This window comes from Neotabrizicola shimadae (assembly GCF_019623905.1).
Classification (GTDB): Bacteria; Pseudomonadota; Alphaproteobacteria; order Rhodobacterales; family Rhodobacteraceae; genus Neotabrizicola; species Neotabrizicola shimadae.
Genome location: NZ_CP069370.1, coordinates 3082619 through 3101923, shown reverse-complemented (window position 1 = coordinate 3101923; position 19305 = coordinate 3082619). Strand labels below are relative to the sequence as shown.

Below are 19305 nucleotides of genomic sequence, written 5' to 3'. Positions count from 1 at the left end.
CGAGCTCGGACGCCTTGGCCGATCCAGCAAAATCAAGGGCTTGGCGAGGCGTATTAACTTGGACTTCATACTTGTCCAAGGGGCGCCCCCTGCGCCGCCGGCCCCGGCTCGTGCTGGCGCTGACGGTAATCGCGGCGCTGGCGGCGGGAGAGGCGAGGGCGCAGGACGACGCTCTTGCATCTGCCGATGTGACCGAGATGGCCGACATGCTGGACCGGATCGTCACCGGTTCGGGCGACTATGCCCAGGCCGAGGAGCTTGCCCTTCAGGTTGAGGCAGTGGTCAACGCGAGCTTTGGCACCGAGAGCCGCGAGGCGGTGGAGATCGGGCGCATCCTGACCATGACCGCCACCTTGCAGGGCCGGGTGGACGAGGGTGTCGCCCGGGGCCGGGCCATCGTGGAGACCGGCCTTCGTGTCCTGCCCGGCGACGACCCGCTGATCTATCGCGCGGTGGCGGCCTATGCGGTGGCGCTGCGGGCCAAGGGGCGCGCGGAGGAGGCGCTGGCGCTGGTGTCGGAGGCGCTGACCGAGGCCGACACGCGCTTGCCGCCCGATGCGCTGGCGGGCGACGAATTGCGTCTGGTGCAGGCCGGGCTGGCAGCCGAGACGGGCGAGGTTCAGGTGGCCGTGGACGCCTATGCCAGACTGGACGAACGGCTTGGGACAAGGGACGATCCCACGTCACTGGCCTTGCGGGCAATGGCTCTGGTGGGGTGGGCCGATTTCCTGGCCGGTCAGGGAGAGGCCGAAGCGGCGGTTGACATCCTTGCCGAGGCGGTGGCAGCGCTGGACCGGCAGTTTGCCGCGATCAAGCATCCGCGCATGGTGCCGATGCGTCTGGCCGCCGTGGCTCGGCAGGCCGGGCTTCTGGTGCAGATCGGGCGTGGCATTGAGGTGGGGCCGCTGGTGCGCCCGCTGATGGACGAGGTGGCGCAGGTCTATGGCCCTGACGCGCCGGTCTGGGGCGATCTGGCCTTTCCTCTGGCGGTGGCCTTGGCCGGCGATGCGCCGGAGGCGCCGGGCGCAGACGAGGCGGTGGGGCTGTTGCGGCAGACGGTGGACAGCTGGTCGGCGGTCTATGGCGCCGACACGCTGGATCTGCTGCGGGCGCGGATGAGCCTGGCCGTGCTGCTGGCCAGCCGGGGCGATCTGGCGGGTGCGATGGCCGAGATCGACGCGATGGAGGGCCATGCCCTGCCCGAAATGCGCAGCCAGTTGACCTATGTGCTGTACGAGGCGGTGGTTTCCGGGCGGATCACCGAGGACGAGGCGGTGGAAAGCGTGCTGCGGCTGATGCAGGACACGCAGGATGCGGGTGCCGCGGCGGCGCAAAGGCTGCTGGCCGACCGGCTGGCGGCGGGCACCGATGCCGGGGCGGCGGCGCTGCGGGCGCGGACCGATGCGCGCGGGCGGCTGCAGGCGGATCAGGCCAACCTTGCGGCGGTGGCCTCCGTGCCGCTGGACAGCCGCGACCCGGAACTGGTGGCGGCGCTGCGGGCGGCGGTGCGCGCGGATCAGGAGGCCGTGGCGGCAGCGGAGGAAAGGCTGGCACGGGACTTCCCGGCACTGGCGCGCACGACCGGGGCGCTGCCTCTGGATCTGGCCGAGATCCGTGCCCGGCTGAAACCGGACGAGGCGCTGGTGGTGCTGGCGCCACCGACCGGGCCGCAGGATGCCGGGCTGGTGGTGGCGGTCAGCCGCGAGGCGCTGGACTGGCACACGTTTCAGGCCGGGGGGCCAGAGGTAGAGGACGCAGTGGCGCGGCTGCGGGCGGGGATCGACCTGCGCCTGGGGCTGCGCGGCGCGGCAGCGCTGGAGGACGCGGACGCGGGGCCACCGCCGGATTTCGACATGGCGGCGGCGCATTGGCTTTATGAGCAGACCTTCGGGCAGGTCGAAGCGGTGATCGGCGGCAAGGCGCATCTGTGGGTGGAGATGCGCGGGGCGATGGCTGCGCTGCCGCCGCATCTGCTGCTGACCGAGCCCGCGCCGGAGGCAGACCCGGCCCGCGCGCCTTGGGCGATCCGCCGTTTTGCCTTTTCGGTATTGCCGGCGATTTCGGGCCTGCCCGACCCCAAGGCCGGTGCGCGCCTGGCGCCGGGGGCAGGCTTTGTCGCCTTTGCCGACCCGGAGCTTGGGTCACTGGGCGCGGAGGGTGCGGGCGGGCTGGCGCCCTTGCCCGAGACAGCGGGCGAGGTGCGCGAGGTTGCGGTTGCCCTGGGGGCTGCGACTGGCCTGAATATCGGCGCGGCGGCCAGCGAGGCGGCGGTGAAGGCGGCGCCGCTGGACGAGGCCGGGGTTCTGTATTTCGCCACGCATGGCCTGATGTCGGGCGAGGTGGTGGGCGCGGTGACGCTGGGGGAACCGGCGTTGGCGCTGACGCCGGGCGGGGGCGAGGACGGGTTGCTGACGGCTTCCGAGATTGCGGAACTGGCGCTGAACGCCCGGTTCGTGGTGCTGTCGGCCTGCAACACGGCGGCGGGCGGCGTGCCGGGGGGCGAGGCGCTTTCGGGCCTGGCGCAGAGTTTCCTTTATGCCGGGGCGCGCGGGCTTCTGGTCAGCCACTGGCCGGTGGAAAGCCGGTCGGCCGCGTATCTGATGACCGAGACCTTCGGCCTGATGGGGCGCGAGCCCGGACTGGGTGCGGCTGAGGCCGAGCGTCGGGCGATGCTGGCCATGGTGGAGGACCCTACGGGGCGCTGGTCGCATCCGGCCTATTGGGCGCCCTTTGTCCTGGTGGGGGCGCCGGATTGACGGCAGGCCTGACGTTCAGTCTGCGCCGAAGAGGTCGCGGGTGAAGACCTTGTCGGCCACGTCTTCGAGATCCTTCGTGGCGCGGTTGGCGATGATGATGTCGCAGTCTGCCTTGAAGGCGGCGAGGTCGCGGATCACGCGCGAGCCGAAGAAACTGTCTTCCTTCAGCGCGGGTTCGAAGACCACGACCTCGATGCCCTTGGCCTTGATGCGCTTCATGATGCCCTGGATCGAGGACTGGCGGAAATTGTCGGAGCCGGCTTTCATCACCAGCCGATAGACGCCGACACGGGCAGGCCGGCGGGCGATGATCTGGTCGGCGATGAAATCCTTGCGGGTGCGGTTCGCCTCGACGATGGCCTGGATCAGGTTTTGCGGCACATTGGCGTAGTTGGCCAGCAACTGCTTTGAATCCTTGGGCAGGCAGTAGCCGCCATAGCCGAAGGAGGGGTTGTTGTAATGCGTGCCAATGCGGGGATCGAGGCCCACGCCCTCGATGATCTGGCGGCTGTTCATGCCATGAGCCAGGGCGTAGCTGTCGAGTTCGTTGAAGAAGGCCACGCGCATGGCGAGGTAGGTGTTGGCGAAGAGCTTGATCGCCTCGGCCTCGGACGGGTCTGTCAGGAGGACGGGGACATACGGGTCTTCGGCGCCCTGTCTCAGCAGTTCGGCGAAGCGTTCGGCGCGGGGCGAGCGTTCGCCCACAACGATGCGCGAGGGGTGCAGGTTGTCGTAGAGCGCGCGGCCCTCGCGCAGGAATTCGGGGCTGAAGATGGCCTGGTCGGTGCCGAGCCGGTCCTTCAGGCGGGCGGTGTAGCCCACGGGGACGGTGGACTTGATGACCACGGTGGCCTCCGGGTTCACCTCGGCCACCTTGCGGATCACGGCTTCGACGCTGGAGGTGTCGAAGTAGTTGGTCTGGGGGTCGTAGTTGGTGGGGGTGGCGACGACGACGTAATCGGCTTCCGCGAAGGCTTCGGCCGCGTCGGTGGTGGCGCGGAGGTGGAGGGGTTTCTCGGCCAGCCAGCATTCGATGTCGGGGTCGATGATCGGGCTTTGGCGGGCGTTGACCTTGGCCACGCGGGAGGGGTCGATGTCGGTGGCGATGACGTCGTTGTGCCGGGACAGGAGCACGGCGTTGGACAGGCCGACATAGCCGAGGCCGGCGACGGCGATCTTCAGACCGGACATGGTTTCCCCTTTGCGTGGCGGACGACGCGGCGGGGTATAGGCCCGTGGCGCGGGGCTGTATAGCGGCGCGCCACGGGAATCGGCGGAAGGAGGCTCAGGGGCGCTCGCCGCGGGCGAGCCGGCCTTCGATGTCGTCGAGCACGGATTCGATCTCGGCCACGCTGTCGATGACGTAATGTGCGCCGGCGCGGGTGAGCTTGGCGTAGGCGGCGTAGCGCATGTCCTCGAAGGTTTCCTCGTCGAGGTCGTAGGTGTCGTCGGCGGAGAGGCCGAAGACATTGCCGGTGACGGCGATGCCGATGGTCCAGCAGCCGGCGTTCAGGCCCTCGGCGATGCCGACCTCGGTGTCATCGACCTTGACGACCGACGAGGCGGGCCAGACGTCGAGGTCGAGGAAGGTGCGGTACATCATCAGGGGCGTGGGACGGCCGGCAGGCAGGTCGCCGGCGCAGACGAGGTTGTCGGGCGCGTAGCCCTGTTTGGCGGCGAGCGGCAGGACGCGGGCCATGATTTCGCGCGTGTAGCCGGTGGTGGAGCCGATCTTCAGGCCGCGGGCGCGCAGGCGGTCGATGGTGGGCACGACGCCGTCGATCATCTCGGCATAGTCGGTGACGACCTCGACGTTCATCGGCACGAAGACGGCATAGACCTTGTCGATGTCGGCCTCGCCCGGTGCGGCGCCGTGCTGTTTGGCCCAGGCGGCGGCGATGCGGGGGTGGCGCATCAGCGTGGCGATGTGGTCACGCTTGGCCATGCCCATCGGGCCGCGCGCCTCGTCTATGGTGATCTCGACGCCGAACTGGGCGAAGGCCTTGACGAAGACGCCCATGGGCGCGAGCGAGCCGTGGTCGATCACCGTGCCGGCCCAGTCGAAGACGACGGCCTGAAGGGGCTTGCGGGTCATGGGGTTCTCCGGATGAGGGGCCGGGGTCCGGCCGGTTCTGGGCCCGTGATAGCGGGGTCGTGCGACAGCTGCATCACCAGTTGCGACCTCAGCGGCCCCAGATCACCGCGTTTTCGTGGCGCTTGATCATGTGCTTCAGCGCGTCGAATTCCTTGACCACATGGGTTGCGAAGCTGTCGGCGGCGGGCGAGAGATCTGCCCCGGCGCGGCGCAGGAGGCCGAGCGAGCGATTGGGCTGGGGCACCTCGAACGCGAGCGAGGTGATGCGGTTTTCCTTGCGCTGCGCAAAGACCACCGAGAAGGGCAGGATCGCCAGCGCGTCGCTCTCGGAAAGGTAGGTCATCACGCTCATCAGCGAGCCGCCGGAATAGCGGATCGTCAGGTCCGGTGCGCCGATGGAGACGAGGATGGAATGGAGGTCGGTCAGGAGTGGCGAGCCGGGAAGCGGCGCGACCCAGGGATAGGCGGTGAGGTGTGCGGCCTGGAGCCGGCGTTCCCGCGTCAGCGGATGGCCGGTGCGGCAGGCCACGATGTTGCGGCCGGGCAAGATTTCGGTGAAGTCGAAGCCGGGGATGCGTTCGTTCGGCGCCAGCGGCACCACGGCAAGGTCGGCCTGCCCGCCTTCCAAAGCCTTGGCCATGTCCTGCGTGTTGCCATAGCTTTGATGCACCACGATTTCCGGTTCGCGCTGCTGGAAGGTGGCGATCATCCGGCTGATCATCGCATCCATGAAGAAGGGCACGCCGCCGACGCGGACCGTGCCGCGCGCGCCGCGCACATAGCCCGAGACCGAGAGCGAGGCGAGACGCGAGGCGGCGAGGATGGCGCGGCCATGGGCGGCAAGCTCGGCCCCGAGCGGGGTGGGTTGCAGCGGGCGGCGGCCGCGCAGGAACAGGGGTTCGCCGACGCGCGCCTCGAGCATCGACAGGGCGCGGCTGACGGCAGGCTGGCTGAGGCCAAGAAGCGCCGCGCCTTCGGACACGCCGCCGGCGTCGATCACCGCGGCCAGTTGCATGAGGTGGCGTTCGTTCAGCTTCATAACAGAATGTTATGCCGGATGTCCGAATAGTCATGCGAAATCGCAGGGGACTGCCGGAATATCCATGGGTGAACGGGCGGGGAGGCCCGGTCATCCGGGGGGAATCGCATGGACGGGGCCGCGGGCGAGAGCGCCGGTCAGACGCCGATGGAGGCGCTGCGCGACCGGCTTTCCGGAGCGCGCGAGGCGCGGCTGCGGGATGCCGTGCTGCGGATTGCGGGCGATGTGCATTGCATCGTGGCCGATTTGCAGGCCAGCCCGGCGGAGCTGCGGGCGGTGCTGGATTTCCTGACGGACGTGGGCCATGCCACCGACCAGCGCCGGCAGGAATGGGTGCTGCTGGCCGATGTTCTGGGCCTGTCTTCTGCCGTGGAAGAGATCGCGGCACCCGATGTGCCGGGGGGCACGCCGCAGACGCTGGCGGGGCCATTCTATCGCGCCGATGCGCCGGAGATGCCGCTTGGTGCCGACCTGAGCCGGGACGGGCGCGGCGTGCCGTTGCGCGTGGCCGGGCAGGTGCTGGCGCTGGATGGCGGGCCGGTCGCCGGGGCGCTGGTCGAGGTCTGGCACGCCAATGCCGAAGGGTTCTACGAAAACCAGGAGCCGGACCGGCAACCCGAGTTCAACCTGCGCGGCCGCTTCCGCGCCGATGCTGCGGGTCGTTTCCATTTCCGCACGATCCGGCCGCGCGGCTATGCCCTGCCCGAGGACGGGCCGGTGGGACGGCTGATGAACCGGCTCGGGCTGCGGCTGGAACGACCGGCGCATCTGCATTTCCGCCTGACGGCGCCGGGGTTCCGGCCGCTTGTCACCCATGTCTTTGACCGGGACGATCCGGCGATCGGCCGGGATGCGCTGTTCGGGGTGAAGCCGGGGCTGCTGGCCTCCTTCTGCCCCGAGGCGGGAGGCTTTGCCGTGGAAACCCGGTTCGTGCTGTGCCCGGAGGATCAGGCATGATGCGGGCGTTCGTCTTTCCGGGCCTGACCACCCGCGTGATCTTTGGCGAGGGCACGATTGCCCGCACGGGGGAAGAGATCGCCCGGCTGGGACATTCCCGCGCGCTGGTCTTGTCCACGCCGCACCAGAAGCCCGAGGCGGAGGCTCTGGCGGCGAGCCTCGGCGCACGGGCGGCCGGGGTCTTTGCCGGGGCCGCGATGCACACGCCTGTGGCCGTGACGGAAGAGGCGGTGGCGGCCTTCCGCGCTAGCGGGGCGACCTGCGTTGTCTCGCTTGGCGGCGGTTCGACCACGGGGCTGGGCAAGGCCATCGCGGTGCGGACGGGGGCGGATCAGGTGGTGATTCCCACCACCTATGCCGGGTCGGAGATGACCGACATCCTGGGCGAGACCTCGGGCGGCGAGAAGGTGACGCGGCGCGATCCGGCGATCCGGCCGGAGGTGGTGATCTATGACGTCGATCTGACGCTGACGCTGCCGGTCGGAATGACGGCGACCTCGGCGTTGAACGCCATCGCGCATGGGATGGAGGCGCTGTATGCGCCCGACCGCAACCCGGTGATCGTGGCGATGGTGAAGGAGGCGCTTCCGGCCTTTCGCGATGCGCTGCCGGTGCTGGCGCGCGATCCGGGTGACCGGGCGGCGCGGGCCGGAGCCTTGTATGCCGCCTGGTGCTGTTCGACGGCGCTTGGCTATGTCTCGATGGCGCTGCATCACAAGCTGGCGCATGTGCTGGGCGGGTCGTTCGACACGCCTCATGCGGAAACCCATGCGATCCTGTTGCCGCATACCACGGCCTTCAACGAGGCGGCGGCCCGCGCGGCGCTTACGCCGATTGCCGCGACCTTTGGCGGGGGATCGGCGGGGGCGGGCCTGTGGGATTTTGCCAGGGCCATTGGTGCGCCCTTGCGGCTGGCGGACCTGGGCCTGACCGAGGCCGACCTGGACCGGGCGGCGGGGATCGCCTTGCGCAACAGCTATGACAACCCGCGCCCGTTCACCGAGCGCGACATCCGGGATCTGCTGCAGGCGGCCTGGGAGGGCCGGCGCCCGCAGCCCTGACACGCGCCCTAGGGCGCCCACGCATGGAGGAGAGGACAATGGCGGATATCACCACGGAGGTTCTGGTCATCGGGACAGGACCGGCGGGCAGTGCGACGGCGGCGCTTCTGTCGAGCTATGGCGTCGAGAACATGGTGGTGAACCGCTACCGCTGGCTGGCCAACACGCCGCGCGCCCATATCACCAACCAGCGGGCGATGGAGGTGCTGCGCGACCTTGGGCCGGAGGTAGAGCGCGAGGCGATGCTGCACGCCACGCACCAGCACCTGATGGGCGAGAACGTGTTCTGCGTGTCGCTGGCGGGGGAAGAGCTGGGGCGGATGAAGAGCTGGGGCAATGCGCCCCTGTCGAAGGCCGAGCACCTGATGTCCTCGCCCTGCGAGATGAACGACCTGCCGCAGACCTTCATGGAGCCGGTGCTGTTCGGCGCGGCCTGCCGCAAGGGCACGCAGGCGCGGATGAGCACGGAGTATGTGAGCCATGCGCAGGACGACGAGGGCGTGACGACGACCTGTCGCGACCGGCTGACGGGGAAGGAATTTACCGTGCGGTCGAAGTTCCTGGTGGGGGCCGATGGCGGCAACTCGCTGGTGGCCGAACAGCTTGGCCTGCCCTTCGAGGGCAAGATGGGCGTGGGCGGCAGCATGAACATCCTGTTCCGGGCCGACCTGTCCAAATACGTCGCGCACCGACCGAGCGTGCTGTACTGGGTGATGCAGCCCGGCGCGGATGTGGGCGGCATCGGCATGGGGCTGGTGCGGATGGTGCGGCCCTGGAACGAATGGCTGATCGTCTGGGGCTATGACATCAACCAGCCCGCGCCGGTGGTGGATGCGGCGCTGGCCACGCAGGTGGCGCGGCAGCTGATCGGCGACCCGGAGCTGGAGATCGAGCTGCTGTCGGCCAACACCTGGACGGTGAACAACTGCTTTGCGACGCATATGCAGAAGGGCCGGGTCTTTATCATGGGCGATGCGGCGCACCGGCATCCGCCGTCGAACGGGCTGGGGTCGAATACCTCGATCCAGGACGGGTTCAACCTGGCCTGGAAGCTGGCTTGCGTGGTGAAGGGGCAGGCGACGGCGAGGCTCTTGGACAGCTATTCGGTGGAACGCGCGCCGATTGCGCGGCAGATCGTGACACGGGCCAACCAGTCGATTGCCGAGTTCGGGCCGATCTTCGAGGCGCTTGGCATGGATGGCGGGGTGGATCACGACAAGATCCAGGCCAGCATGGCGGCGCGTTGCGATGCGACCGAAGCCGGAGAGGCGCAGCGCGAGGCGCTGAGGAAGGCGATCGAGTTCAAGAAGTACGAATTCGACTGCCACGGGGTGGAGATGAACCAGCGCTACAGGTCGGGCGCTGTGGTGACGGATGGCCAGCCGGAGCCGGCGGCGGACCGGGACATGGAACTGCACTACCAGCCGACGACCTGGCCCGGCGCGCGGTTGCCGCATGTCTGGCTGTTCCCGCGCGAGGGGGGGCAGGTGTCTACGCTGGACCTGTGCGGACGGGGGCAGTTCACCGTTCTGACCGGCATTGGCGGCGAGGGCTGGGTGGCGGCGGCGGAGCAGGTGGGCAAGGCCCTGGGCTTGCCGATCCGGACGCATCTCATCGGGCCGCGCCAGCCCATCGAGGATCACAGTGGCGACTGGGCGCGGGCGCGCGAGATCCGGGATGCGGGCTGTCTTCTGGTGCGACCCGACCACCATGTCGCCTGGCGGTCCTTCGGGGCGGCAGCCGACCCGGAGGCAGAGCTGATGCGCGTGATGTCCGCGATCCTGGGGAGGTGAGCATGGCCGAGGGGTTCTTTACGGAGGCCAATTCCGCCGAGACGGTGATCGGCCGTAACGGGCCGGATGCCGACCCGCGTCTGGTGGAGGTGATGTCGGCGCTGGTGCGGCACCTGCATGCCTTTGCCAAGGAGGTGCATCTGACGCAGGCGGAATGGGAGATCGGCGTCGATTTCCTGACCCGTACCGGCCAGCTTTGCGGGCCCGAGCGGCAGGAGTTCATCCTGCTTTCGGACACGCTTGGGCTTTCCATGCTGGTGGATGCGATCAACAACCGCCGCCCGCCCGGCGCGACCGAGAACACGGTGTTCGGACCGTTCCATGTGGATGACGCGCCGCGGCGCCAGATGGGCGACAACGTGAACATGGACGGCAAGGGAGAGCCCTGCCTGTACGAAGGCCGCGTTCTGGACCTGGAGGGCAACCCGATTGCGGGAGCGGTGGTCGATGTCTGGTCAGACAGCGTGGACGGCTTCTATGACGTGCAGCAGCCGGGCATCCAGCCCAAGGGCAACAACCGCGGCGTCTTTACCACCGGGGCAGACGGGCGGTACTGGTTCACCGGGATCAAGCCCACGTCCTACCCGATCCCCGACGACGGCCCGGTGGGCAAGATGCTGGCCGGGCTGGGACGGCACCCCTATCGCCCGGCGCACATGCACTTCCTGGTGACGGCGCCGGGGTTCCAGAAGCTGGTCACGCATACTTTCGTGGGCGGTGACACCTGGCTGGAATCGGACGCCGTCTTTGGCGTGAAATCTTCGCTGGTGGCGCCGTTCGAGCGGGTCGAGGGCGGGGCGACGCTGTGGCGGTCGCCCTTTGACTTCGTTCTGGTGCGGGCATGAGCCGGACCGCCCCCTGCCCGCGGACAGCCGCGCCGGGCGCGGGGCGGTCAGCTTTCGAAGATGGGTGTCAGTTCGGTGCGGAGCGCCAGAAGCGCCGTGGCGACACGGTCGCGCATTTCAGGCCAGCGCGAGGTGGGGACGGGGACCGAAATCGCGTGGAGGTCGCCCGCAAGATCGGTGAAGGCAAAGCCAAGCGCGGCGATGCCTTCGGTGTGTTCGCCCGCATCCTCGCCCAGGCCGGTGCGGCGGGCATGGGCGATCTGGCGCGCGAGCGCGTCCCAGGTGCCCGAGGCGGTGCCGCGCGCCCATTCGGCCTCGGCCAGCTTTTTCGCCTCGGCATCGGGCAAGAGCGCAAGGCAGGCGCGGCCGTTGGCGGTGACGGTCAGCGGAAAGACCTCGCCGACCGAGGAAACGGCGCGCAGGCGGTGACGGCCCTGCACCTGATCGAGAAAGATCATGCGACCGCCGCGCAGGACCGAGAGGTCCACCGTTTCGCCGGTTTCCTCCATCAGCCGTTCAAGGAAGGGGCGACAGCGTTCCACCACGTTGAAGCGCGCGGCGCCGGCCAGCGCGTGCAGTTCCGGGCCAAGCCGCACGCCGCCGCCCGACGCGGAGCCGATGACGAGGCGTTCGTCCTGCAGCGCCTGGACGATGCGCTGCACGGTAGAGCGGGCAAGGCCCACACGTTCCGCGATCTGGCCAAGGCTGAGGCCGGCCGGCGCATCCTTGAGCGCCCGCAGCACGGCGGCGGCGCGCGCAATGACCTGGATGCCGTTGCGGCTGTCGGCGCGGTCCCGCTCGATCTCGGTCTGATCCATGATGGCGCCCCTTCGCGTACCGGCCCTGTGCAGACACCTCAGGACCCGCGCCGAGTCAAGTGCCCACCATGCGATACGACTGTATTGTTATGCGGGAATCATGTTGACCGCAATACGGTTCATGTGCATCAATATACGGGACAGGTGGGAGGAGCCACCCGGACAACCCGCAGCATTGAGGCACCGCCCCGGCGGTGGACGAGGGAGATTTAGCGATGGTCAAGATCCGCGGCATCGAGTTCGAGGGGAACCTCGACAACAGCATGGGGCTCAAGTTCCACAACCTGAGCCACCGCTTCGGATTTCAGCACCCGAACTGGCCCTATTTCCAGGACGTGCAGATCGAGCGCATCCACTACATGGCGAAATCGGGGGTGCTGAGCCAGCGCATCACCACGACGATGCACGCCACCACCCATATCGACGCGCCGGCCCATGTGGTGCAGGGCACGCCCTTCATCGACGAGGTGCCGCTGCCGCATTTCTTTGGCACGGGGATCGTGGTCAGCCTGCCCAAGAACAAGTGGGATTTCATCACCGGCGATGATCTTGAGGCGGCCTGCGGCCATGCGATCCGGCCGGGCGACGTGCTGATCCTCAACACCGGCTGGCACAAGAAATACGAGGACGGCGACTATTTCGCCTACTGCCCCGGCTTTGTGCCCTCGGCAGGGGAATGGATGGTGAAGAAGGGCGTGAAGGTCGTGGGCCATGACACGCAGGCCAACGACCACCCGCTGGCAACGGCGATCGGCCCGCAGCGCAATGGCCCCCTACTGCCGCACCTGGAGAAGGAGTGGCGCGAGCATACCGGCGGCGGCGACTGGAAGAAGGATTTCCCGGAATGGGAACCGGTGCACCAGATCCTGTTCAAGAACGGCATCCTGGGGATCGAGAATGTGGGCGGCGACCTGGACGCGGTGACGGGCAAGCGCTGCACCTTTGCCTTCTTCCCGTGGAACTGGGACCGGGGCGATGGCTGCATCATCCGGCTGGTGGCGATCACCGACCCGACACAGGCTTACCGGATCGAGAAGGGCGAGGCGTTCTGACGGTGGCGGCGAGGGGTATCTGGACCAAAGGGAAGGACGGGAGGAACGTCCCATGCTGGTGAAGCGGTTTTCGGAAGCGAAGCCCTATGAGGCGCCCAATCACCGGGGCGTGGTGGGGCTGCGGCTTCAGGGGTTCGAGGAGGGCGGGCCGGTCAACCAGTGGCTCGGCTATTCGCAGTTCCTTCCAGGCGGCGGGGCGGGGCCGGATTCGACCCCGTTCGAGAAGGTCTATCTGGTGCTGGAGGGCGAGATGACCGTCATCGCAGGCGGCCAGGAGGCGGTGCTGGGGCAGATGGACAGCTGCACCATCGCGCCGGGCGAGGTGCGCGAGATCGTCAACCGGGGCAACCATGTCTGCAAGATGGTGGTGGTGATCCCCTATCCGCCGAAGGTGCCGGCATGACGCTGCCCGATCCGATGAAGATGTTCGACGTGGCCGGCAAGGTGGCGCTGGTCACCGGTGCCTCGGGCGCCTTTGGCGCGGTGGCGGCGCGGGTGCTGGGCGGCGCGGGCTGCAAGCTGGTGCTGGCGGCGGGCAAGGCGGCGGAACTGGCCGGGATCGCCGGGGAATGCCGCGAGGGCGGCGCCGAGGTGGTGGAGGTGAATGCCCGCCCCGACAGCGAGGCGGCCTGCGACGCGCTGGTGGCCGCGGCGGTGCAGGCCTTCGGGCGGCTGGACATCCTGGTGGTGGCGAGCGGCATGAACAAGGTCGCCAAGATCGACGAGATGGCGCCTGAGACCTTTCTTTCGGTGATGGATGCCAATGTCACGCAAAGCTGGCTTCTGGCGCGGGCGGCGACCCGGCAGATGAAGGCGCAGGGCGAGGGCGGCAAGATCGTGCTGGTCTCCTCGGCCCGGGGGCTGTTGGGGCATCCGGCGGGATACACGGCCTATTGCGCCAGCAAGGCGGCGGTGGACGGGATCACCAAGGCGCTTGGCTGCGAGTTGGGGCCAACGGGGATCACGGTGAACGCGATCGCGCCCACGGTGTTCCGCTCGCCCCTGACGGCCTGGATGTTCGAGGAGACGGACAACGCCAAGGCGGTGCGGACCGGGTTCCTGGCGCGGGTGCCGAAGGGACGTCTGGGCGAGCCGGAGGACCTAGCGGGGCCGCTTCTGTTCCTGGCCTCGAAGGCGAGCGACTTCTACACCGGGCATATCCTTTATGCCGACGGCGGCTATACGGCGGGATGAGGGGATGAAGAACCAGCAGATCGCGGTTCTGGGGGCGGGGCTGATGGGCCACGGCATCGCGCTGACCCTGGCGCGGGCGGGGCAGTATGTGGCCATCACCGACCCCGTGCCCGAGGCGCGGGCGGCGGTGGCGGGGCGCATTGCGGCCAGCCTGAAGCTGATGGGCGTGGACGAGGCGGGCGTCGCAAAGGCGCTGAAGCGGATCGAGGTGTTCGATTCCGTCGCGGGTGCGGTGCACGGTGCGGCCTTCGTCTTCGAGGCGGCGCCGGAAAAGATGGCGTTGAAGCAGGCGCTCTTCGCCGAGGTCGAGGCCCATGCGCCGGAGGGGGCGATCCTGGCCTCGAACACCTCGGTCATGCCGATCACCGAGATCATGGGCGGGCTGCGGCTTAAGGGCCGGGCGCTTGGTACGCATTGGTGGAACCCGCCGCACCTGATCCCGCTGGTGGAGGTGATCCGCACGGAATGGACCAGCGAGGCGGCGATGGCGGCCACGATGGCGCTGCTGGCCGATGCCGGCAAGACGCCGGTGCGGGTGGAGAGGGACGTGCCGGGCTTCATCGGCAACCGGCTGCAGCACGCGCTGTGGCGCGAGGCGATCAGCCTGGTGGAGCGCGGCATCTGCGATGCCGAGGCGGTGGACACGGTGATCAAGGCGAGCTTCGGGCGCAGGCTGGCGGTGCTGGGGCCGCTGGAAAATGCCGATCTGGTGGGCACGGATCTGACGCTGGACATCCACAACACGGTGCTGGCCGACCTGGAGGCGCGACGGGGGCCGTCGCCGCTGTTGCAGGCGATGGTGGCTGAGGGCCGCCTGGGCATGAAATCGGGAGAGGGCTTCCGCCGCTGGTCGCCGGAGGAGGCGCAGGCGGTGCGGGAGAAGGTGGTGCGCCACCTGCGGAAGCTCGACACGATACTGGACTGAGGGAAACGGGCGCGAAGCCACGCGCCGGAACAGGGAGGAAGACAGATGACGAAACAGACGAACCGCCGGCAGTTCCTGGCCGGGGCCTCGGCGCTGGTCGCGGCCCCCGCCATCCTGCGCGCCACCCGCGCCTATGCCCAGACACCGACCCTGAAGATCGGCTATGTCAGCCCGGCGACCGGGCCGCTGGCCGGCTTTGGCGAGGCGGATGACTTCATCATCGAGGGCATCAACAAGGCTCTGGCCGGGGGGATCGAGAACAACGGCAAGACCTGGATGATCGAGATCATCAAGCGCGACAGCCAGTCGAACCCGAACCGGGCGGCGGAAGTGGCGAGCCAACTGATCCTGGAGGACGAGGTCGACATCCTGACCGGCGCGGCCACCCCCGACACCACCAACCCGGTGGCCGACCAGGCCGAGCTGAACGGCACGCCCTGCATCACCACCGACTGCCCCTGGCAGCCCTATTTCTTCGGGCGCGGCGGCAATCCGGAAAAGCCCTTCGAATACACCTATCACTTCTTCTGGGGGCTGGAGGACGTGATCGCCAACTTCACCGCCCTGTGGGACCAGGCCGGGGTGAAGAAGACGGTGGGCGGGCTGTTCCCGAACGATGCCGACGGCAATGCCTGGGGCGATGCGAAGCTCGGCTTCCCCGGACCGCTGGCGGAAAAGGGCTTTACCCTGATCGACCCCGGCCGCTACGAGCCGATGAACAACGATTTTTCGTCCTATATCAACGCCTTCAAGGATGGCGGGGCCGAGATTGTGACCGGCGTGATGATCCCGCCGGACTTCGGAACCTTCTGGGCTCAGGCCGGGCAGCAGGGGTTCAAGCCCAAGGTCGTGACCATCGGCAAGGCGCTTCTCTTCCCCTCGGCGGTCGAAGGCCTGGGCGATCGGGGTGTCGGGCTGACCTCGGAAATCTGGTGGTCGCCGAACCATCCGTTCAAGTCCTCGATCACCGGGGAAAGCTGCAAGCAGCTGGCTGACGGCTATACCGCCGCGACCGGCAAGCCCTGGACCCAGCCCATCGGCTTCCGCCATGCGCTGTTCGAGGTGGTGAACGACGTGATCAAGCGCGCCGCCGATGTCGAGGACCCCGACGCGCTGGTCGAGGCGATCCGCACCACCGCGCTGCCGACCATGGTGGGCAAGATCGACTGGGCAACCGGCCCGGTGGCCAACGTGTCCAAGACGCCGCTGGTCGCGGGCCAGTGGCAGAAGCCGGCTGACAAGCTGGAACTGGTGATCACCACCAACGTGCAGGCGCCGGAAATTCCCGTGGGCGGCACGCTGCAGCTTCTGTCCTGATCGGACGAGACGAAGGCCCGCCCCGGCAGTGTCGGGGCGGGACAAGGAAGGCAGGGCAGGGCGATGACAGAGGTTCTGAGGCTGGACGGGGTCACCAAGTCCTATGGCGCGGTCGTGGTGGCCGATGCGCAGAGCTGGTCCTTGCAGGCCGGCGAGGCGCTTGGCGTGATCGGGCCGAACGGGGCGGGCAAGACCTCGATGTTCAACCTTGTCACGGGTACGGTGGCGCCCAATGCCGGGCGCATCTGGTTTGACGGCCAGGACGTGACGGGCTGGCCCGCGGCGCGGCGCTGCCGGGCGGGGATTGCCCGCAGTTTTCAGGTGCCGCAGCCCTTTGGCGGCATGACGGTGTTCGAGAATGCGCTGGTGGCCGCAACGCAGGGCGCCGGAGAGCGGGGCGCGAAGGCCGAGGCGACCTGCCTGGACGTGCTGGCCCGGACCGGGCTGTTGCCCAAGGCCAATGTGCTGGCCAAGGGGCTGACCCTTCTGGAGCGCAAGCGGCTGGAACTGGCGCGGGCGCTGTGCGCGCGGCCCAAGGTTCTATTGCTGGACGAGATCGCAGGCGGTCTGACCGAGGCGGAGTGCCATTCGCTGGTGGCCACCATCCGCGACGTGCGGGCGACCGGCGTGTCCATCGTGTGGATCGAGCATGTGGTTCACGCCCTTCTGGCGGTTGTGGACCGGCTGATCGTCATCGACTTCGGTCGCAAGATCGCCGAGGGCGAGCCACACGCGATCATGGCCAGCCGCGAGGTGAAGGAGATCTATCTGGGGATCGAGGCCGATGCCTGACCCCGTGCTGTCCCTGAACCGGCTTGATGCCCGATACGGCGATTTCCAGGCGCTGTACGGCGTGACCGCCCATGTGAACGAGGGCGAGGTTGTCGCCATCATCGGCGCCAATGGCGCGGGAAAGACCACGCTGATGCGGTCCATCGCCGGGCTGATCCGCAACGCGCCCGAGTCGATTTTGTGGAAGGGCCAGCCCATCGGCCGGCTGCGCGCCGACCAGGTGGCGGCGCTTGGCATCGCGCTGGTGCCCGAGGGGCGGCTTCTGTTCCCCTCGCTGTCGGTAGAGGAAAACCTCATCATCGGCGGCCAGCTGGGGCGCAGGGGGCCGTGGAACCTGGGCCGCGTCTATGAGCTGTTCCCGATCCTGAAGGAACGGCGGAACCAGCAATCCACCTCGCTTTCGGGCGGTCAGCAGCAGATGGTCGCCATCGGGCGGGCGCTGATGTCGAACCCCGAGCTGATCCTGATGGACGAGATCAGCCTTGGCCTGGCCCCGGTGATCATCAAGCAGATCTACGACGCGCTGCCCGGCATCGTGGGGCAGGGCATGGCGGCGGTGATCGTGGAGCAGGACATCGCCAAGGCCTTGTCGGTGACGGCCCGCGTCTATTGCCTGCAGGAAGGGCGAGTCTCGCTTGAGGGACGGTCCGACACCGTGTCGCGCGACGAGATCAGCCGCGCCTATTTCGGAATGTGACGCTCATGGAATGGCTGAACGCAATCCTGCAAGGCACGCTTCTGGGGGGGCTTTACGCGCTGTTCGCGGCGGGTCTGAGCCTGATCTTCGGCGTGATGCGGCTGGTGAACATCGCGCATGGCGACCTGATCGTGCTGGCGGCCTATCTGGGGCTGGTGATCTCGGCCGGGCTGGGGATTCATCCGCTGCTGGCGTTGGTGCTGGTGGTGCCGGCGATGGCCGGGATCGGCTATGCGCTGCAACGGGGCATCCTGAACAGGACGATGGGCGACGACATCCTGCCGCCGCTTCTGGTGACCTTTGGCCTGTCGGTCATCATCCAGAACGGGTTGTTGATGGGCTTTTCGGCCGATCCGCAAAAGTTGCAGGCGGGAGCGCTGGAAACGGCGAGCCTGAGCGCAGGCGGGCTGACCATCGGCGTGCTGCCGCTTCTGATGTTCGTGACCGCGGTGGCGGTGATCGCGGGGCTGCAATGGATGTTCTACCGCACGGCGCTTGGCCGGGCGTTCCGCGCGACTTCGGACCGGCAGGACGTGGCGCAGCTGATGGGGCTGAACCGGGCGCATGTCTTTGCGCTGGCGATGGCCCTGTCGCTGGCGGTGACGGGGATCGCTGGGGTGTTCCTTGGGATCCGCACCTCGTTCGACCCGTCGATCGGGGGTAGCCGGCTGATCTTCGGATTTGAAGCCGTCATCATCGGCGGGCTTGGCAACCTGTGGGGCACGCTGGCGGGCGGGGTGATCCTGGGCGTGGCGCAGGCGGTGGGCGGGCAGATCCACCCCAGCCTGCAACTCTTGGCCGGGCATCTGGTGTTTCTTCTGATCCTGGCGATCCGCCCGCGCGGGCTGTTCCCGAAGATGGAGGGCTGAGCCGATGCGGGTCACGCGCTCTTCCTCCATATCGAAGGCCGCCATGGCGGTGGGGCTTGTCGTGCTTCTGGTTCTGGTGGCGGCGCCCTGGTGGGCCAGCCGGGCCGACCTGCGGCTGATGGGCGAGATCTACCTTTATGTCTCGCTGGCGACGCTGTGGAACCTTCTGGCGGGCTATGCCGGGCTGGTTTCCGTCGGGCAGCAGGCCTATGTCGGCTTTGGCGGATATGGCTTCTTCGCGCTGGCGATGCTGGCGGGCGTTCCGGTTCTGGTGGCGCTGCCGCTGGCGGCGGTGGCCGGGGCGCTGGTGGCGGTGCCGGTGGCGATGCTGATCTTCCGGCTGCGCGGCGCCTATTTCGCCATCGGCACCTGGGTGGTGGCCGAGGTGTTCCGGCTGGTCGCAGCCCAGACCCCGGCGCTTGGCGGAGGGTCGGGGGCGAGCCTGCCTGCGGACATCGTGAAATCGCTGGCCGACAGCCGCGACCTGCGCGAGGCGATGGCCTACTGGCTGGCGCTTGGCGTGATGGTTCTGACGGTGGGCACGGTGTTCCTGATCCTGCGGTCGCGCCGCGGGCTGGCACTGACCGCGATCCGCGACAACGAACTGGCGGCGCGGAGCCTGGGGATCGACATCTGGCGGACGAAGTTCTTCGTCTATGTCGTCACCGCCGGGCTGACGTCGCTGGTGGGCGGGCTGATCTTCCTGCAGAAGCTGAGGATTTCGCCGGACGCGGCCTTTTCGGCCAATGACTGGACGGCCTTCGTCATCTTCATCGTGGTGATCGGCGGGATCGGCACGCTAGAAGGCCCGATCATCGGGACGCTTCTGTTCTTTGCCCTGCGCGAGACCATGGCCGAGATGGGGACCATCTACCTGATCGCGCTTGGTGTGGTGGCGATTGGCGTGATGCTGAAGGCACCGACGGGGCTTTGGGGCCTGATCCGGGCGCGCACGGGGGCGGAGTTGTTTCCGCTGAGCCGGCGGGTGCAGGGGATCGGCCGACCCGAGGGCTGAAGGCGCAGAAGGCGGGGGCCGGCTCCCGCACCTCCGGAGTATTCGCAGCAAAGAGGAAGGGCGCTTCGGCGCCGGGAGAG

At 68.3% G+C, this 19305-nt stretch carries 18 protein-coding genes; 14 read left to right on the top strand and 4 right to left on the bottom strand.

All coding sequences use genetic code 11. The features are described from left to right. Positions 1–71 precede the first annotated feature (71 nt). Complete coding sequence (locus JO391_RS21750) at positions 72–2756, top strand: CHAT domain-containing protein (protein WP_220661280.1); 2685 nt, start codon at positions 72–74, stop codon at positions 2754–2756. A 15-nt stretch (positions 2757–2771) separates the two neighbouring features. Here JO391_RS21750 and JO391_RS15125 read toward each other — a convergent pair whose 3' ends face one another. From JO391_RS15125 to JO391_RS15115, 3 genes are all read right to left on the bottom strand, one after another. Further along, the gene (locus JO391_RS15125) at positions 2772–3938 is read right to left on the bottom strand and encodes a nucleotide sugar dehydrogenase (protein WP_220664580.1); all 1167 of its coding nucleotides are present in this window, start codon (positions 3936–3938) and stop codon (positions 2772–2774) included. Between the two features lie 103 nt (positions 3939–4041). Next, the gene (gene phnX / locus JO391_RS15120) at positions 4042–4851 is read right to left on the bottom strand and encodes a phosphonoacetaldehyde hydrolase (protein WP_220661279.1); all 810 of its coding nucleotides are present in this window, start codon (positions 4849–4851) and stop codon (positions 4042–4044) included. 88 nt (positions 4852–4939) lie between these two features. Then, positions 4940–5890, bottom strand: coding sequence for a LysR family transcriptional regulator (locus tag JO391_RS15115; protein ID WP_220661278.1), 951 nt, complete (start codon positions 5888–5890; stop codon positions 4940–4942). Between the two features lie 108 nt (positions 5891–5998). Between JO391_RS15115 and JO391_RS15110 the strand changes: the two genes are divergently transcribed. From JO391_RS15110 to JO391_RS15095, 4 genes are read left to right on the top strand one after another with little or no spacing between them, the layout of a single operon-like run. Then, positions 5999–6847, top strand: a complete 849-nt coding sequence (locus JO391_RS15110) for a dioxygenase family protein (protein WP_220661277.1) — start codon at positions 5999–6001, stop codon at positions 6845–6847. Beyond that, positions 6844–7908, top strand: coding sequence for a maleylacetate reductase (locus tag JO391_RS15105; RefSeq protein WP_220661276.1), 1065 nt, complete (start codon positions 6844–6846; stop codon positions 7906–7908). The genes JO391_RS15110 and JO391_RS15105 overlap by 4 nt, the downstream gene beginning before the upstream one ends. A gap of 38 nt (positions 7909–7946) precedes the next feature. Continuing rightward, positions 7947–9701: an FAD-dependent oxidoreductase gene (locus JO391_RS15100; RefSeq protein WP_220661275.1), complete on the top strand. Its 1755-nt coding sequence runs from the start codon at positions 7947–7949 to the stop codon at positions 9699–9701. 2 nt (positions 9702–9703) lie between these two features. Continuing rightward, positions 9704–10546, top strand: coding sequence for an intradiol ring-cleavage dioxygenase (locus JO391_RS15095; protein ID WP_220661274.1), 843 nt, complete (start codon positions 9704–9706; stop codon positions 10544–10546). Between the two features lie 47 nt (positions 10547–10593). On the opposite strand, the gene JO391_RS15090 is transcribed toward JO391_RS15095, so the two are convergent. Continuing rightward, entirely contained in the window at positions 10594–11364 is a 771-nt protein-coding gene (locus tag JO391_RS15090; RefSeq protein WP_220661273.1) for an IclR family transcriptional regulator, read from the bottom strand. Positions 11365–11579: 215 nt separating this feature from the next. Here JO391_RS15090 and JO391_RS15085 point away from each other — a divergent pair, with 215 nt between their 5' ends. From JO391_RS15085 to JO391_RS15045, 9 genes are all read left to right on the top strand, one after another. Further along, positions 11580–12416, top strand: coding sequence for a cyclase family protein (locus JO391_RS15085; RefSeq protein ID WP_220661272.1), 837 nt, complete (start codon positions 11580–11582; stop codon positions 12414–12416). Between the two features lie 52 nt (positions 12417–12468). Next, positions 12469–12819 carry a cupin domain-containing protein gene (locus JO391_RS15080; protein WP_220661271.1) on the top strand — a complete coding sequence of 117 codons (351 nt, stop codon included), beginning with the start codon at positions 12469–12471 and terminating at the stop codon, positions 12817–12819. Beyond that, positions 12816–13610: an SDR family NAD(P)-dependent oxidoreductase gene (locus JO391_RS15075; protein WP_220661270.1), complete on the top strand. Its 795-nt coding sequence runs from the start codon at positions 12816–12818 to the stop codon at positions 13608–13610. The genes JO391_RS15080 and JO391_RS15075 overlap by 4 nt, the downstream gene beginning before the upstream one ends. Positions 13611–13614: 4 nt before the next feature. Next, positions 13615–14535 (top strand): 3-hydroxyacyl-CoA dehydrogenase family protein, encoded by a 921-nt coding sequence (locus JO391_RS15070; protein WP_220661269.1) that lies wholly within the window; start codon positions 13615–13617, stop codon positions 14533–14535. 45 nt (positions 14536–14580) lie between these two features. Beyond that, on the top strand, positions 14581–15852 hold the full coding sequence (locus tag JO391_RS15065) for an ABC transporter substrate-binding protein (protein WP_220661268.1): 1272 nt from the start codon (positions 14581–14583) through the stop codon (positions 15850–15852). Between the two features lie 63 nt (positions 15853–15915). After that, complete coding sequence (locus tag JO391_RS15060; protein ID WP_220661267.1) at positions 15916–16644, top strand: ABC transporter ATP-binding protein; 729 nt, start codon at positions 15916–15918, stop codon at positions 16642–16644. Next, positions 16637–17341 (top strand): ABC transporter ATP-binding protein, encoded by a 705-nt coding sequence (locus JO391_RS15055; RefSeq protein WP_220661266.1) that lies wholly within the window; start codon positions 16637–16639, stop codon positions 17339–17341. Before JO391_RS15060 ends, JO391_RS15055 begins: the two co-directional genes overlap by 8 nt. Positions 17342–17346: 5 nt before the next feature. Continuing rightward, positions 17347–18210, top strand: a complete 864-nt coding sequence (locus JO391_RS15050) for a branched-chain amino acid ABC transporter permease (protein ID WP_220661265.1) — start codon at positions 17347–17349, stop codon at positions 18208–18210. Positions 18211–18214: 4 nt separating this feature from the next. Then, positions 18215–19225 carry a branched-chain amino acid ABC transporter permease gene (locus tag JO391_RS15045; RefSeq protein ID WP_220661264.1) on the top strand — a complete coding sequence of 337 codons (1011 nt, stop codon included), beginning with the start codon at positions 18215–18217 and terminating at the stop codon, positions 19223–19225. The last annotated feature ends 80 nt before the right edge of the window (positions 19226–19305 follow it).